Annotated in this window: 11 protein-coding genes; 2 read left to right on the forward strand and 9 right to left on the reverse strand. The window is 67.9% G+C overall.

What is annotated here, in order from left to right; all coding sequences use genetic code 11:
- Positions 1–3,099, forward strand: coding sequence for a type I polyketide synthase (locus A5782_RS04930; protein ID WP_067095962.1), 3,099 nt, complete (start codon positions 1–3; stop codon positions 3,097–3,099).
- 157 nt (positions 3,100–3,256) lie between these two features.
- Positions 3,257–4,318, forward strand: a complete 1,062-nt coding sequence (locus A5782_RS04935; RefSeq protein WP_067095965.1) for a type III polyketide synthase — start codon at positions 3,257–3,259, stop codon at positions 4,316–4,318.
- Between the two features lie 41 nt (positions 4,319–4,359).
- Here A5782_RS04935 and A5782_RS04940 read toward each other — a convergent pair whose 3' ends face one another.
- The 9 genes from A5782_RS04940 to A5782_RS25975 all read right to left on the reverse strand — a co-directional run bounded on the left by A5782_RS04940 (position 4,360) and on the right by A5782_RS25975 (position 14,167).
- Positions 4,360–6,159 (reverse strand): ABC-F family ATP-binding cassette domain-containing protein, encoded by a 1,800-nt coding sequence (locus A5782_RS04940; RefSeq protein ID WP_067095968.1) that lies wholly within the window; start codon positions 6,157–6,159, stop codon positions 4,360–4,362.
- Positions 6,160–6,297: 138 nt separating this feature from the next.
- On the reverse strand, positions 6,298–6,984 hold the full coding sequence (locus A5782_RS04945; protein WP_067095970.1) for a PAS and ANTAR domain-containing protein: 687 nt from the start codon (positions 6,982–6,984) through the stop codon (positions 6,298–6,300).
- A gap of 103 nt (positions 6,985–7,087) precedes the next feature.
- Positions 7,088–8,203 (reverse strand): enolase C-terminal domain-like protein, encoded by a 1,116-nt coding sequence (locus A5782_RS04950; protein ID WP_067096076.1) that lies wholly within the window; start codon positions 8,201–8,203, stop codon positions 7,088–7,090.
- Positions 8,191–9,207 (reverse strand): SDR family oxidoreductase, encoded by a 1,017-nt coding sequence (locus A5782_RS04955; protein ID WP_067095972.1) that lies wholly within the window; start codon positions 9,205–9,207, stop codon positions 8,191–8,193. Before A5782_RS04955 ends, A5782_RS04950 begins: the two co-directional genes overlap by 13 nt.
- A 32-nt stretch (positions 9,208–9,239) precedes the next feature.
- Positions 9,240–11,033, reverse strand: a complete 1,794-nt coding sequence (locus A5782_RS04960) for a glycoside hydrolase family 15 protein (RefSeq protein WP_067095975.1) — start codon at positions 11,031–11,033, stop codon at positions 9,240–9,242.
- Complete coding sequence (locus A5782_RS04965) at positions 11,026–12,723, reverse strand: GMC family oxidoreductase (RefSeq protein WP_067095978.1); 1,698 nt, start codon at positions 12,721–12,723, stop codon at positions 11,026–11,028. The genes A5782_RS04960 and A5782_RS04965 overlap by 8 nt, the downstream gene beginning before the upstream one ends.
- On the reverse strand, positions 12,723–13,469 hold the full coding sequence (locus A5782_RS04970; RefSeq protein ID WP_067095981.1) for a gluconate 2-dehydrogenase subunit 3 family protein: 747 nt from the start codon (positions 13,467–13,469) through the stop codon (positions 12,723–12,725). Before A5782_RS04970 ends, A5782_RS04965 begins: the two co-directional genes overlap by 1 nt.
- Positions 13,470–13,485: 16 nt before the next feature.
- Positions 13,486–13,989, reverse strand: coding sequence for a hypothetical protein (locus A5782_RS04975; protein WP_067095984.1), 504 nt, complete (start codon positions 13,987–13,989; stop codon positions 13,486–13,488).
- A 40-nt stretch (positions 13,990–14,029) separates the two neighbouring features.
- Positions 14,030–14,167 carry a hypothetical protein gene (locus A5782_RS25975; protein ID WP_156623801.1) on the reverse strand — a complete coding sequence of 46 codons (138 nt, stop codon included), beginning with the start codon at positions 14,165–14,167 and terminating at the stop codon, positions 14,030–14,032.
- Positions 14,168–14,406: the final 239 nt, after the last annotated feature.

The raw sequence follows: 14,406 nt of genomic DNA on the forward strand, positions 1-14,406 counted from the left end.
TTGACATCGACAGACGTCGCGATCATCGGGCTGGCTTGTCGGTTTCCTGGCGCGGCCGACCCCGGCTCGTTCTGGCGCCTGATCCGCGACGGGCGTGAGGCCACCCAGTTCACCGGGGACACGGGCGAATTCGACGCCGACTTCTTCAACGTGTCGCCACGCGAGGCGTGCGCGATGGATCCCCGGCAACGCCTGGCTCTCGAACTGAGCTGGGAGTTGCTCGAAGACGCCTTCGTGATTCCGGAAACGCTACGGGGAGAGCAGGTCTCGGTGTTTCTCGGGGCCATGACGGACGAATACGCGGCACTGACGCTGCGCGATCTCGCCGACAACCTGGACCACCACACCTTCACCGGCATCAGTCGGGCGATGATCGCCAACCGCATCTCCTACGCCTTCGGGTTGCACGGACCCAGCATGACCGTCGATTCCGGTCAGTCGTCATCCCTGGTGGCGGTGCACCTCGGCAGTCAGAGCGTGCGCAGCGGGCAGTCGTCGCTCGCCATCGCGGGCGGGGTCCACCTCAACCTGTCCGACGAAATCGCCATGCTGGAACGCGAATTCGGCGCAGTTTCGGTGTCGGGTCACACTTACGCGTTCGATCGGCGTGCCGACGGCTACGTGCGGGGTGAAGGCGGGGGACTCGTGCTGCTGAAGCCCTTGGCGACGGCCCTGCAGGACGGAGACCGCATCCGCGCCGTCATTCGGGGAAGCGCAGTGGGCAATGCCGGGCACAGCGCGTCCGCCCAGACTGTGCCGTCGGCTCGCGGCGAAGCGGACGTGATCCGGCGCGCACTCGCCGATGCCGGCCTCGAGGGCGGCGATATCGATTACATCGAGGCGCACGGCACCGGAACCAAGGTCGGCGACGCGATCGAAGCCCAGGCGCTGGGCGAGATCTTCGCCGAGCGCGCGGACGATCCGGTGCGGGTGGGATCGGTGAAGACCAACATCGGGCACGCCGGAAGCGCCGCGGGAATCGCGGGGCTGCTCAAGGCCGTACTGGCGATAGAACATTCCGCGATCCCGCCCAGCCTCAACCACGCCGACCCCGAGACCGAGCTGAATCACCTTGGTCTGCAAGTCAATACCGCCCTGGTGTCGTGGCCGTCCGCAGATCATCCGCGGCGGGCCGGGGTGTCCTCGTTCGGGATGGGCGGCACCAACGCACACCTCGTCGTCGAGCAGCCCCCGACCGGGTGGGAAACGGCGCCGCCGGAATCGCCCGCGGGCACGGACGAGGCGGTGCCGTGGGTGCTGTCGGCCCGCTCCGAACGGGCGCTGGCCAACCAGGCCCAACGGTTGTCCGCCCATCTGGCCGACCGCGGTGAGGTGAATCCCCTGGATGTGGCCTGGTCGCTGGTCAGTACCCGGACGCACTTCGAGCACCGTGCGGTCGTGGTGGCCGGCGATCGCGAGGCGCTGGCAACGGGTTTGGCGGGCGTCGCGACGGGAGAGTCACGGCCGGACGTGGCGGTGGGCCAGTCGATATCGTTGGGCGAGACGGTCTTTGCGTTTCCGGGACAGGGGTCGCAGTGGTTGGGAATGGGGCGGCAACTGTATGACCGGTTCGACGTGTTCGCCCGGGCCTTCGATGAGGCCGCCGCGGCGGCGGACGTGCATCTGCGGCGGCCGCTGCGCGAGGTGATGTGGGGCGCGGACCCGGACTTGTTGCGCAGCACCGAGTTCGCCCAGCCGGCGTTGTTCGCGCTGGGCATCGCGCTCGCGGCGTTGTGGCAATCCTTCGGTGTGACACCGGATGTGGTGATGGGGCACTCGGTCGGTGAGATCGCAGCGGCGTGCGTGGCCGGCGTGCTGTCGCTCGCGGATGCGTCGCGCATGGTGGCGGCCCGGGGACGGTTGATGGCGCAGCTGCCGCCCGGCGGGGTGATGGTGGCGGTCGGCGCCGGCGAAGCCGAGGTGGCCGGGCTGCTGACCGACGGGGTGAGCATCGCTGCGGTCAACGGCCCCAACGCGGTGGTGCTTTCCGGCGCGCAGACCCCGGTGGAAGCGCTGGCGGACCGGCTGGCCCAGGCGGGCCGGCGCGTGCATCGGCTGGCGGTGTCGCACGCGTTTCATTCGCCGCTGATGCAGCCCATGATCGCCGAGTTTTCCGCAGCGGTGGCCGACATCGAGAGCAGCGCGCCGCGGATCAGGTTGGTGTCGAACGTGACCGGCCAGCTGGCCGGCCCCGGGTACGGATCGGCGCAGTACTGGGCGGCGCATATCGGTGCGCCGGTGCGCTTTTTCGAGGGCGTGCGCGTCGCGGAGGCGGCCGGCGCCGGAATCTTCGTGGAACTGGGTCCGGGTGCGGCGTTGACGGCGGCGGTGGACCAATCGCTGAGCAACGCGCGGGCCATATCGGTGCCCAGCATGGCCAAGGACCGCCCCGAAACGGAATCGCTGCTGAGCGCCGCCGGCCAATTGTTCACCCGGGGCGTCGACCCGAACTGGGCGGGCGTGTTCGCCGGGCGCAACGCCCGACGCGTCGAGCTGCCGACGTATGGCTTTGCACGGCAAAGGTTTTGGTTGGGGGGCCGGGGAGCCTTGGCGACGGGAGCGCCGCCCGCCACGGCCACTCGAACACCCGACCTGGCGCACCGGCTGCACGCACTGGCGCCCGACGACCAACGCCGTGTGCTGCTCGAGCTGGTCTGCGAGCACGCCGCGGCCGTGTCGGGGCATCCGGGCGGCCACGCGATCAACCACGACCGCGCTTTCGGCGACCTCGGGTTCGACTCGATGATCGGGGTCGAACTGCGCAACCGTCTTACCAGCCATACCGGACTGGCTTTGTCGCGAACGCTGATCTTCGATTACCCGACGCCGGCCGCGTTGGCCGATCACCTTCGCCATCAACTGCTCCACGACGAGCCCGTCGAATCCGACGATGAAAAAATGTGGTCGGCATTGCGCAAGATTCCGGTGCGAGAACTTCGAAGAACCGGATTGCTCGAAAAACTGCTATTGCTCGCCGGCACACCGGAAAACCCCGTTGCCGACGCGAATGCCGGTGCTGACCGCATCGACTCTTTGAGCCCGGACGCGTTGATCGCGATGGCGCTGAGCTCGGCGGATGAAGAAGACACCGAACGATGAATTCCTTGCTGGCGGAGATGATTACGCGAACACAAAGCCGCCTTAATGCGACATGTGTTGAATACGAGATACTTTTGCGCGACCAAACAGGACGGCATAAACTTCCGGCATCAAGTGCAGTGGTGTTTAAGCTGGTTGGCATTCAAGAGAGCAGAGCATGAGCGTCATCGCGGGTGTGTGCGGCGCGTTGCCGCCGCACCGTTATAGCCAAAGCGAAATCACCGACCAGGTGGTCAAGTTCCCGGCGTTGACCGAACACGAAGAGATCGTCCGGCGCCTGCACGCCGCCGCCAAAGTCAACAGTCGCCACTTCGTGCTGCCCATCGAGCGATACCACGCGCTCACCGACTTCGGTGACGCCAACGAAATCTTCATCGACAAAGGCGTGGAGCTGGGCTGCGACGCGCTACTGGGCGCGCTCGATGAGGCCGGGCTGCAACCGCAAGACATCGACATGATCGCCACGACGACGGTCACCGGCATTGCGGTGCCGTCGCTCGACGCCCGGATCGTCGGGCGCCTCGGCCTGCGTCCGGACGTGCGCCGGGCGCCGCTGTTCGGCCTGGGTTGCGCGGCCGGGGCGGCGGGTGTGGGGCGGCTGCACGATTACCTGCGTGGTGCGCCCGACGGCGTCGCTGTCCTGGTGTCGGTCGAGCTGTGCTCGCTCACCTTTCCGACGGTCCGGCCGACCGTGTCGGGATTGGTCGGCACGGCGATGTTCGGTGACGGCGCCGCCGCGGTGGTCGCCGTCGGCGACCGTCGCGCCGAGCAGCTGAATTCCGCCGGACCCGACATCCTGGATTCGCGCAGCCGTCTGTACCCCGAATCGCTGCACATCATGGGCTGGAACATCGGCTCGGACGGAATGCAGCTGGTGATGTCCCCGGAGCTGCCGAGCGTCATCGACCGTTACCTGGCCGACGACGTGAACACGTTCCTCGTCGCACATGGGCTGACGAAGGACGACATCGGCGCCTGGGTGACCCACCCCGGAGGCCCGAAAGTCATCAGCACGATCGCCAAGTGCCTCGAACTGCCCCCGGAGGCGCAGGAACTGACCTGGCGCTCGCTCGGGGAAGTTGCCAACATGTCGTCGGCGTCAGTGCTGCACATCCTGCGTGACACCGTCGCCAAACCGCCGCCCAGCGCAAGCCCTGGGCTGATGCTCGCGATGGGTCCCGGGTTCGGCTCCGAACTGGTGCTACTGCGCTGGCACTGAGCGGGTAACCGACTCACGAAACCTGTTGCCGCACAACGACGTCACTCGAGCAGCTCGGAGAGCTCCAGCCAGCGACTCTCCGTCGCGGCGACCTCGTCCTCGAGTGCGCGCAACTCCTGGGTGAGCCGGGTGATGCCGACATGGTCGGAATGGTCATGCGCGGCCAGTTCGTTGTGCTTGTCCTTGATTCGGTCCGCCAACCGCGCGAGCTGGCGGTCGACCGAGGCCACCTCTTTCTCCGCCGCGCGGCGTTGCGCGCCGGACATCGCCGGCTGCGATGTCGTCGAAGCCTCGGACGGGGGTGAGGGCCGCGACGATTCAGTGCTCGGCTGGGTCGTCCGGTGCTCGGCCAGCCGCAGGTACTCGTCGACGCCGCCCGGCAGATGCCGCAGCCGCCCGTCGAGCACCGCGTACTGCTGATCGGTGACCCGCTCCAGCAAGTAACGGTCGTGCGAGACGACGATCAGCGTGCCCGCCCAGGAGTCGAGCAGATCCTCCATCGCGGTCAGCGTGTCGGTGTCGACGTCGTTGGTCGGCTCGTCCAGCAGCAAAACGTTGGGTTCGGACAACAGCGTGAGCATCAGCTGCAGTCGCCGCCGCTGGCCGCCAGAGAGATCATCGACGCGGGCGGACAGCTGGCCTCGGGAGAACCCGAGTCGCTCCAGCAGCTGCGCCGGCGTGACCTCACGGCCGTCGACCTGATAAGCGCCGGGCAGTCTGCCCAGCACATCGGCGATCCGGTCGCCGCTGACCGCGGCCAGCGCATCGCCCTGTTGGTCGAGCACCGCCAGTCGCACCGTCTTGCCGCGCTTGACCCGTCCCGCGTCCGGCTCGATAGTGCCGTCGATCAATCCCAGCAAAGTCGACTTACCGGCGCCGTTGGCTCCGACGATGCCGGTGCGTTCGCCGGGAGCGATCCGCCATTCGATATCGCGCAGCACCGGTCGCCCGTCAAACGCGACCGACACGTCGAGAAGATCGATCACGTCCTTGCCGAGGCGGGCGGTGGCCAGCTTGGCCAACTCGACGGTGTTGCGCAGCGGCGGCACGTCGGCGATCAGCTGGTTCGCCGCCTCGATCCGGAACTTGGGCTTCGAGGTTCGCGCTGGCGCGCCGCGACGCAGCCACGCCAGCTCCTTGCGCATCAGGTTCTGCCGCTTGGACTCGGCAAGGGCGCCCATCCGGTCCCGCTCGACGCGCTGCAGCACGTAAGCCGCGTACCCGCCGTCGAACGGTTCGACGATCCCGTCGTGCACCTCCCACGTCGTGGTGGCGACTTCGTCGAGGAACCAGCGGTCGTGGGTCACCAGCAGCAGCCCGCCGGTGTTGCGCGCCCAGCGTTGCCGCAGATGTCCGGCCAGCCAGGTGATGCCCTCGATGTCGAGATGGTTGGTCGGCTCGTCAAGCGCGATGACGTCCCATTCGCCGATCAGCAATCTGGCCAGTTGCACCCGGCGGCGCTGTCCGCCGGATAGCGTGGAAACTGTTGCCTCCCAGGTGATGTCGGAGACCAGCCCGGCGACCACATCGCGGACCCGCGCGTCACCGGCCCACTGGTGTTCGGCCGCCTCACCGACGAGCGTGTAGCCCACGCTGCTCTCCGGGTCCAGGGTGTCGGCCTGGCTGAGCGCACCGACCCGCAACCCGCTGCGTTGGGTGACCCGGCCGGAATCGGGGCGTAGCTGGCCGGTCAGCAGCCGCAACAGGCTGGATTTCCCGTCACCGTTTCGCCCGACGATGCCGATGCGCGCGCCGTCGTTGACCCCGAGCGTGATCGACTCGAAGACCACCTGAGTCGGATATTCGAGGTGTACGGCCTCAGCTCCAAGTAGGTGCGCCACTGGGCCGACCCTAGCGCGGCGACGATGCCGGCCGGCCGACGGCCGGGGGAGGAGCCGCGCAGTTTGGCCCCAGCGCGGTGACGATGCCGGCCGGCTGACGGCCGGGGGAGGAGCCGCGCAGTTTGGCCCGAGCTGTCGCTATTCCAGGGTCAGCAGTGCCTGGTCCACTTGGCTTTGCGTCTCCGCCGATGCCTTGCTGGCCACGGCGTCCAGGAAACGGCTCGCGACGTCGCGCAGCTTGAGGTTCGCCTCCTGGGAACGCCACACCAGAATGTCGAACGCACGCTCGGCGGAGATGCCGTAGGCGATCATCAGCACGCCCTTCGCCTGCTCGATGCGCGCGCGGGCGTCGGCCACCGCCGAGAGCACGTTGCTGATATCCGAGTGCAGGGAGTCGGTGACGTCGACATAGAACCCGGACGTGCCGGCCAGCGCGCCGCTGCCGTCGACCATCCGATCGCCGGCGACGACGACGCAGCGGGTGCGTCCGGCGGTGTCGATAATGCGGTGCCGGCTGCTGAACGGCTTTCCCTTCATCACCCGGTCCAGCACGGCGGCCACCCGCTCCCGGTCCTCGGGATGCTTGTGTTGCAGCAGCAGTTCCGTGGTGGGCTCCACCTGTCCCGGCTTGTAGCCGTGCATGCGCGCCACCGCATCCGACCACTCCCAGCGATGGCCGTCGATGTAGAACCAGAACCTGCCGACGCGTTGCGGCTCACCGAGACCCAATACCAAGTCGACAGCGCTCAGGTCGTCTTCCACGACGACGTCAGGCACCAGCGCCTCCGGGCGCTCAACAGCTTCGTCGTTGGAGTTCACCGTCATCGTGCGTTTCCCCGATCCCCTTTGTGAAAACCTTGGCCTATCGATTCCCGTTTTGCGCGCGTTCATTCCTCGCCATACGGCGTTTACCGGCAGTGCTTGACGGTCAGGCCACCCGGTACCGCTCGGCGTCCTGGTGTTTGAACTCCAGGCCGAAGCCCGGTCGGTGTTGATCGGGCCGCAACGCGCCGCCCTCGGGCGACAGGGCGCCTTCGAAGAGCATCTGTTCGATGCGGTGGTGGTCGTGGAAGTACTCCAGGTGCCGCAGGTTCGGGATGGTGCTGGCGACGTGGGCGTGCAGGTTGGGAGCGCAGTGCCCGGACACGTCCACGTTGTGCGCGGCGGCCACGGCGGCGGCGCGCAACCAGTCGGTGATGCCCCCGCATCGAGTGACGTCGATCTGCAGGCAGTCCACCGCGTCGGCGGCGAGCATCCGGTTGAAGTAGGCCAGGTCGTAGCCGTACTCACCGGCGGTGACGTCCGGGGTCACCTGGTCGCGGACTTCCCGTAGCCCGGCCAGGTCATCGGAGGAGACGGGTTCTTCGAACCATGTGACATCGTGGTCGGCCATGGCGTGGGCCACGCGGATCGCCTGCTTGCGGCGATAGCCGCCGTTGGCGTCGACATACAGCGCGGCGTCGGGCCCGATCACCTTGCGCGCCAGGGCAATCCGATCAAGGTCGCGGCTCACGTCGGAGCCCCATGACTCACCGATCTTGATTTTGACGCGGGGGATCTTCCACTCGTCGACCCAGCGTTCGAGCTGGGCGCGGGTGGTGCGCTCGTCGTAGGTGGTGAAGCCGCCGCTGCCATAGATCGGTACTTCGGCATGTGCCATGCCGATCAATCGGCATACCGGTAGCTCCAGCAGCTTGCCCTTGAGGTCCCACAGCGCGGTGTCGAGCGCCGAGATCGCGCAGGACGCCAACCCGGGCCGCCCGTTGTTGCGCATCGCCCTGACCATCGACGTCCACCGGGCTCCGATGTCCACGGCGCTGTGTCCGGTGAGCGCGCCGGCGAGCTTCTCGCTGATCAGCTTGCCGCACACGCCGTCGGCATAGGTGTAGCCGATTCCGCGTCGACCGCCGGCCGTGACCTCGGCCAGCACCAGGGTGGTCGACGACCAGGACAGCGTGCCATCGGCTTCCGGTGCGTCGGTGGGGATTTCGTAGACCTGCGCGGTGACTTCTTCGATCCGCGCGTCGGGCGTCATCGCGCCCACCGGCGGCCCGCGCGCGCCGCTAGCCACGCGCCCAGCCCCGCGGCGCTCAGCGCGCCGGTGCCGCTGACGATCGGATGTTGGGACGCCCACAGTTGCGGGCTGTGGTCGTGCGACTCGTCGTCGAACTGACCGCGTGGGCCATGGTCGGTGCCCGGTTCCTGGTCCAGCGGCTGCCACAGGTTGTGGGGCCGGTCGGGACCGACGTGTTCCTCGGTCTGCTGGGAGTCGTATCCGGTCCGGCCCAGGTAGCGGTCCAGCAGCGGCGCGGCGAACTTCTGCGCCAGCAGCGTCACCATGGTGGAATCGCCGACCCAAAATTGTTTGCGCCCCGGGTGATCGGCGGCGTACAGGACGCCGCGGGCGGCGACCTCGGGCTGGTAGATCGGCGGCACCGGTTGGGGATGGCGGGGCAGCCTGGACAGCACCCAGGAGAATTGCGGGGTGTTGACCGCGGGCATTTGGACCACGGTGATCCGCACGTTGGAGCCCTCATGGAACAGTTCGCAGCGCACCGATTCGGTGAACCCGTTGACCGCGTGCTTGGCCCCGCAGTAGGCCGACTGCAGCGGGATGGATCGCTGACTGAGCGCCGAACCCACCTGCACGATGGTGCCGCGGTTGCGGGGACGCATCTTGGCCAGCGCCGCCATGGTGCCGTGCACGTACCCCAGGTAGGACACCTCGGTCACGCGTTTGAACTCCTCGGCACTGATCTCGCTGAACGGCGCGAACACGGAGGTGAACGCGACGTTGACCCAGACGTCGATGGGACCGAAGGCGGCCTCGGCCTCGTCGGCGGCGGCGGCGACGGCCGAGTGGTCGGCCACATCGGTCGGGATGGCCAACGCCTTGCCGCCGCCGGCTTCGACGTCGCGGGCGGCGCCGTCAAGCCCGGCGGCGCCGCGCGCGAGCAGGGCGACGTTGGCGCCGCGCTGCCCGAACTGTTGGGCGGTGGCGCGGCCGATGCCGGCGCTGGCTCCGGTGATCACCACTGTCTGTGTCATCGCGAATCTCCTTTCCGTTCAATCAGTCTCGATCACTCACTGTGGACTGCCTCGTCGGCGAGGGTGGCCGTGCATTCCAACATCAGCGCGTGCGCGAACGCCTGGGGCAGGTTGCCGCGGAGCTGGCGCTGCTTAATGTCGTATTCCTCGCAAAACAATCCCGGGGGCCCGCAGGCGGCGCGGTTGCGTTCGAACCAGCGCATCGCGCAGTGACCGTGGCCGAGCTGGTGTTCGGCCAGCGCCATCATGAATCCGCAGAGCAGGAAGGCCCCTTCGGCGTCGCCGAGGTCACGCTCGTCGTGGCGGAAGCGGTAGACGAACCCGTCTTCGGTGAGCTGGTTGCGAACGGCGTCGAGGGTGGCGCGGGTGCGAGGGTCACTGACCGGGATGGCGCCGCGCAGCGGCGGCAGCACGAGCGACGCGTCGACCTGGGACAGCTGTGGGCTGCGCTGCCAGTATCCGCCCTGCGGGTGCAGGCTGCTGCAGGCGGTGTCGGCCAGGATCGCGTCGGCCAGTGACGTGCACGCGGCGATCTCGGCGCCGGCGCCGGCCACCTCGCCGATGCGACGAAGCCCGGCCACGCAGGCCAGCCGGGATTGGGTCCAGTGCTGGTCATCGATTTCCCAGATCCCGGCCTCTGGCTCCCGCCAGCGCTTCTCGATGGCGCTGATGGCGATCTGTGCGGCGCGCCATCCTTCGGCGTCGAGGCGGTCAGCCCGTCCGGCTACGGCCAGCAACTGCAGCGACTCGCCGAAGACGTCGAGTTGGAACTGCTGGTTGACCCGGTTGCCGAGCTTGTCGGTGCCGCCCGGGTAGCCGGGGAGATCCAGGGTTTGTTCGCTGGGCACGGAACCGCCGCTGATGGTGTAGGCGGGTTTGAGGTTCGGACCGTCCTCGAGAAGTCGGGCGCCGACGAACTCGACCGCACGGTCGAGCAGCTCCGTGGCCCCGGCGGCCCCGGCGGCAATCCCGGCATAGGCCTGGTCGCGGATCCACGCGTAGCGGTAGTCATAGTTCCGGCTGGTGTGCGCCCGTTCCGGCAGGCTCATCGTGGCGGCGGCCACCATGCCGCCCGCGCTGCTGGTCAGCCCGCGCAGCACCGCGTAGGAGTGATGCCCATCGCGGGGAGCGATGCTGCAGTTCAGCTGAGGCACGCTGCGGTGCCAGGCATCCGTGGTGGCGTCCCAGGCGATGTTCAGATCGGGCGGTTGGTCGCTCAGTGGGCGTTCGGATAACTCGAGCATGAGGTCGTAATGCTGACCCTCGCCGACAGTGATTTCGGTGGTGAGCAGTCCGCCCCGGCCGCGTGCCGAGCGCACGGTGTGCGCGTCGGAGCCGCCCACCCAGCGCCAGTTCAACGGCCCTGACCGGCCGCGCCAGATTCCGTTATCCAAGCTCAGGCGGCCCGGACCGTGGCGACCGAACGCGGCGCTCGGGGCCAGCAGCACCCGCAGTCGCGTGGTGCCACGGCAACCCATGATGCGCCGCAGCAGCACCACGCGATCCGGCTCCCCTGGAAAGGCCAGCGCCTCACGGCATTCCACGACGCTGGTGCGGGTGATCCAACGGTTGCGCCAGATCAGGGTGCCCGGTTCGTAATAGCCGCCCCAGACGTGCCGCACGTCCGTCGGCGTGACCGCAAATACTCCGTCGCCGCCGATCAGCCCGGAGAAGACGGCGTCGGAATCCCAGCGCGGCGCGCACATCCACGCGACGTCGCCCTGTGGCCCGATCAAGGCGCCGCGCTCGCCGTCGGCGAGCAGCGCGTACTCGCGCAGCACCCGCGGCGGCAACGCTGCCTCGACGTCGATAGTGCGCTCAGCCACGGGCTCCCGCCTTTGACCCCTGTCCGGCAGTGGTATCGATCTTGCCGGCGGCCAACCGCTCGGCGAGCCGCGATGCCAGCGCCATGATGGTCAACGCGGGGTTCGCCGAGCCCTGTGTCGGGCACACCGACCCGTCGGCGAGAAACAGGTTCGGCACGCCCCACACGCGTTGATCTGAGTCGACAACGGAGTTCTGCGGACTGGTGCCCATGCGGGCTCCACCGATCAGGTGGGCGAAACGCTCGATGGTGAGCACGTCCTGTGCGTCGGCGGCCTGCAGGATGTCGCCGATCACCTTGGTGGAGTAGGCCATGTTGGCCTTGTCGTTGTCGCAGAGCGTGTAGTCGAACCGGGCCACCGGGATGCCGTACGGGTCCTTTTCGTCGGCCAGCGTCACGCGATTGTCCGGTAGTGGCAACAGCTCGTTGAGCACGCCGACGGTTGCCCAGTGGTTGTAGTCGCGCATGTACTCCCGCAACGCGCGGCCCCAGTGCCCGTCGGCCAGCACGTGTTCGGCCCAGCCGATGGGCATCGGCGACACGGTCTGGATGGCGAATCCACGGGCAAAGCCACGGGAGAGGTCGGTCTCGTAGAACTGTTCGGAGGTCACCTCGGGGGGCGGCGCCTTGTACATCCGGACCTCTTCGGGCCACCGGCCCGCGGACTGGGTGGCGCCCTGCACCATCACGTAGCGCCCCACCTGATCGTCGTTGTTGCCCAACCCGTTCGGGAACCGTTCGCTGACCGAGTTCAACAGCAGGCGCGGTGTTTCGATCGAATACCCGGCGACGGCAACAACCTTGGCGCGTTGCAGTCGCTCCTTGCCGCCTATCTCGTCGTAGTAGACCACGCCGCGGGCCACGCCGTTCTCGTCGAGCTCGACCCGGGAGGCCATGCAGTTCGCGCGGATCTCCACGGCGTGGGCCAGTGCGTCGGGCAGGTGCGTGACGTACGGGCTGGCCTTGGCGTTGACCTTGCAGCCCTGCAGGCAGTAGCCGCGGTAAATGCAGTGCGGGCGGTTGCCGAAGGTGCCGTTGACGATCCCGACTGGCCCGACGCGCATCTCGATGCCGAGCTTGAGCGCGCCCCGCCAGATCTTCGCGGCGGCACCCGAAATAGGGTGTGGGGCAAAGGGATAGCGATGCGGATCGCCCCAGGGCCAGTTCTGGCCGGCCACCGGAAGCTCGAGTTCGACACGCTCGTAGTGGCGGCGAATGTCCTCGTAGCGGATCGGCCAGTCGGCCCCGATCCCGTCTCGGGTGTAGGTCTCGAAGTCGCTGGGATGGAACCGCGGGGTGTACCCGGCGTAGTGCACCATGGACCCGCCCACCCCGCGCCCGGAGTTGTTCTTGCCCAGCTCAATCGGGTCGTCGCCGCCGATGATGCGTTTCTGTGTCCAGTACAGCGCGTGGGAGCCGGCCTCGTCGGACACCCAGTCCTGATCCGGGTGCCAGAACGGGCCGGCCTCGAGGATCACCACCCGCCAGCCCTGACGTGCCAGCCGTTGCGCCAGCACCGACCCGCCGGCCCCGGCGCCGACCACAACCAGATCGACCTCGTCGTCGTCGGCATAGCGGCGCATGGTCTTCTCGCCGGGCAGGTCGCGCGTGTGCACGTCGAGCAGGAACCGCGAATCGTTGTCCTTCGGTTCGACCGCTCCCTTGAACAGACCTCGCAAGAAGTCGCCCATCACAACTCCCCGTTCTGCACGACTTGCACCGGATCCTCATCGGTGGCGCCGCGGGTCTCGTAGGGTTCGCGTGAGGCCGCCGGGCCGGTGGCGCCACCGAGGCGCATGAAACCGCGCGGGTAGGCCGGGCCGCCGAACCCGATCTCGTTCCACGCCCACGGGTGGGAGTAGAAGCTTGCCAACGTCATTCGCATGCACACCGACCACGCGCGCTTGACGTTAAGGCTCTCCCACGCCCCGCCCTGCAGGTCTGCCTGCGAGAACCGGTCGATGATCGCTTCGCGGGTGGCCAGATCGGCGTCGGCGAATGAGGATTTGCCGTAGTGGGTCGAAGCCGTCTCGTCGAGCCCGCGCAAAACCAGTCGCCAGGTATCGCGGTCGTCGGGCATGTCGGCGTACTGGTAACCGTCGAAGTGCCCGTCGGCAAGCTTGGAGTCGACAGATTCGGCCACCGGCACTCGCGGTTCGACGTCTTGGGCGAGCACCGTGTCGCAGAACGCGCGCAGGCACGGTTCTTCTTCCGCGGTGAAAAACCGCAGCGGGCCCGGTGGTTCGAGCCGGGCCAGCACCACCTTCCTGGTGGCCTCGTCCCACTTGTCGGCGGTTTCCAGCACGTCGTAATCGGGATAGCGCCCGATCATCTGCGGCGTGACGCCGCGGCGCTGCCTGGGCAACCAGGACGGGTGTGGCGGTTTGCCGTCGGGACGCAAGTTGGGCAGGTGGTCGGGGCGTGAGGTGTTGGCCATCCGGAGTCCCAGCGCCCTAGTCCCGGAACCGCTCGCGGCGCAGGATCGACGCCAGTAGCCCCATCCCGCCGACCATGCACATCAACCCCGGCGCCGCGATCGGCGGCCCCATCGGCACGTTGTAGGAAGCGTTCTTCCACCCGCCCGGCTTGCGCGCGACCCCGCGCGCATGCAGGTATTCGCCCATCAGTCCGTTGGCGGTGTAGATGCCCGCGGTGATGGGCAGCCAGAGTTTGGCCCAGCGCCGCGAGAACACCCCACCGATTCCGGCGACGACCACCGGCGGGGTCACGACGATGGGGCTCCACATCCATTTGTTGCCGAAGCTGGCCTTGTAGTGCTCGAAGTAGATTTCGGCCGTCGTGACCAGTGCCGCGATGGCCGTCAGCCCGGACAGCGAGCGTTCGAACCGGCCGTGCGCGACGTCGTACAAGGCTCGCTCGGCCAAGTGTTGGACCTCACCGAGTCCGTCGCCGGCGGTGCGGCCTTTTGACCGTCCGCCGTTGCCCAGCAACAACATTTGTGTCCCTTTCTCGCGCGCATTGACCCGGGCCCGGTGACTACCGGCCGGGGCTGGTTTGGGTGGTGGAGTGGTTGGCGGCCTTTCGCGCACCAAGGACGCCGTCGTTCGGTGACCGCAGAAATGCGGCGGTGATTTCGGTGGCGCGCTCGCCGAGTGAATCCGTCGTCGTCTCCATAAGCAACCTCGCCTTCGGGCTGGAAGGAAGCATGGCCTGGCGGGCTTCGGCCCCGGCACTGTCAACGCAGTAACGGTCGCCAAAACCGCCCAGAAAACTGGGAAGCGCCCAGCTGTGTCTTTCAACCGAGAAGGCCCCGACGATGCGTCGCGACCGAAGCGCAACGGCTGTGTACCCGGCGTCCTGCTGCGCAAACGGGATGGCAGCCGGTTCTCAGCGTGCCTTCAGGAGGGCAGGTC

The organism is Mycobacterium sp. 852002-40037_SCH5390672 (assembly GCF_001665875.1).
Lineage (GTDB): Bacteria > Actinomycetota > Actinomycetes > Mycobacteriales > Mycobacteriaceae > Mycobacterium.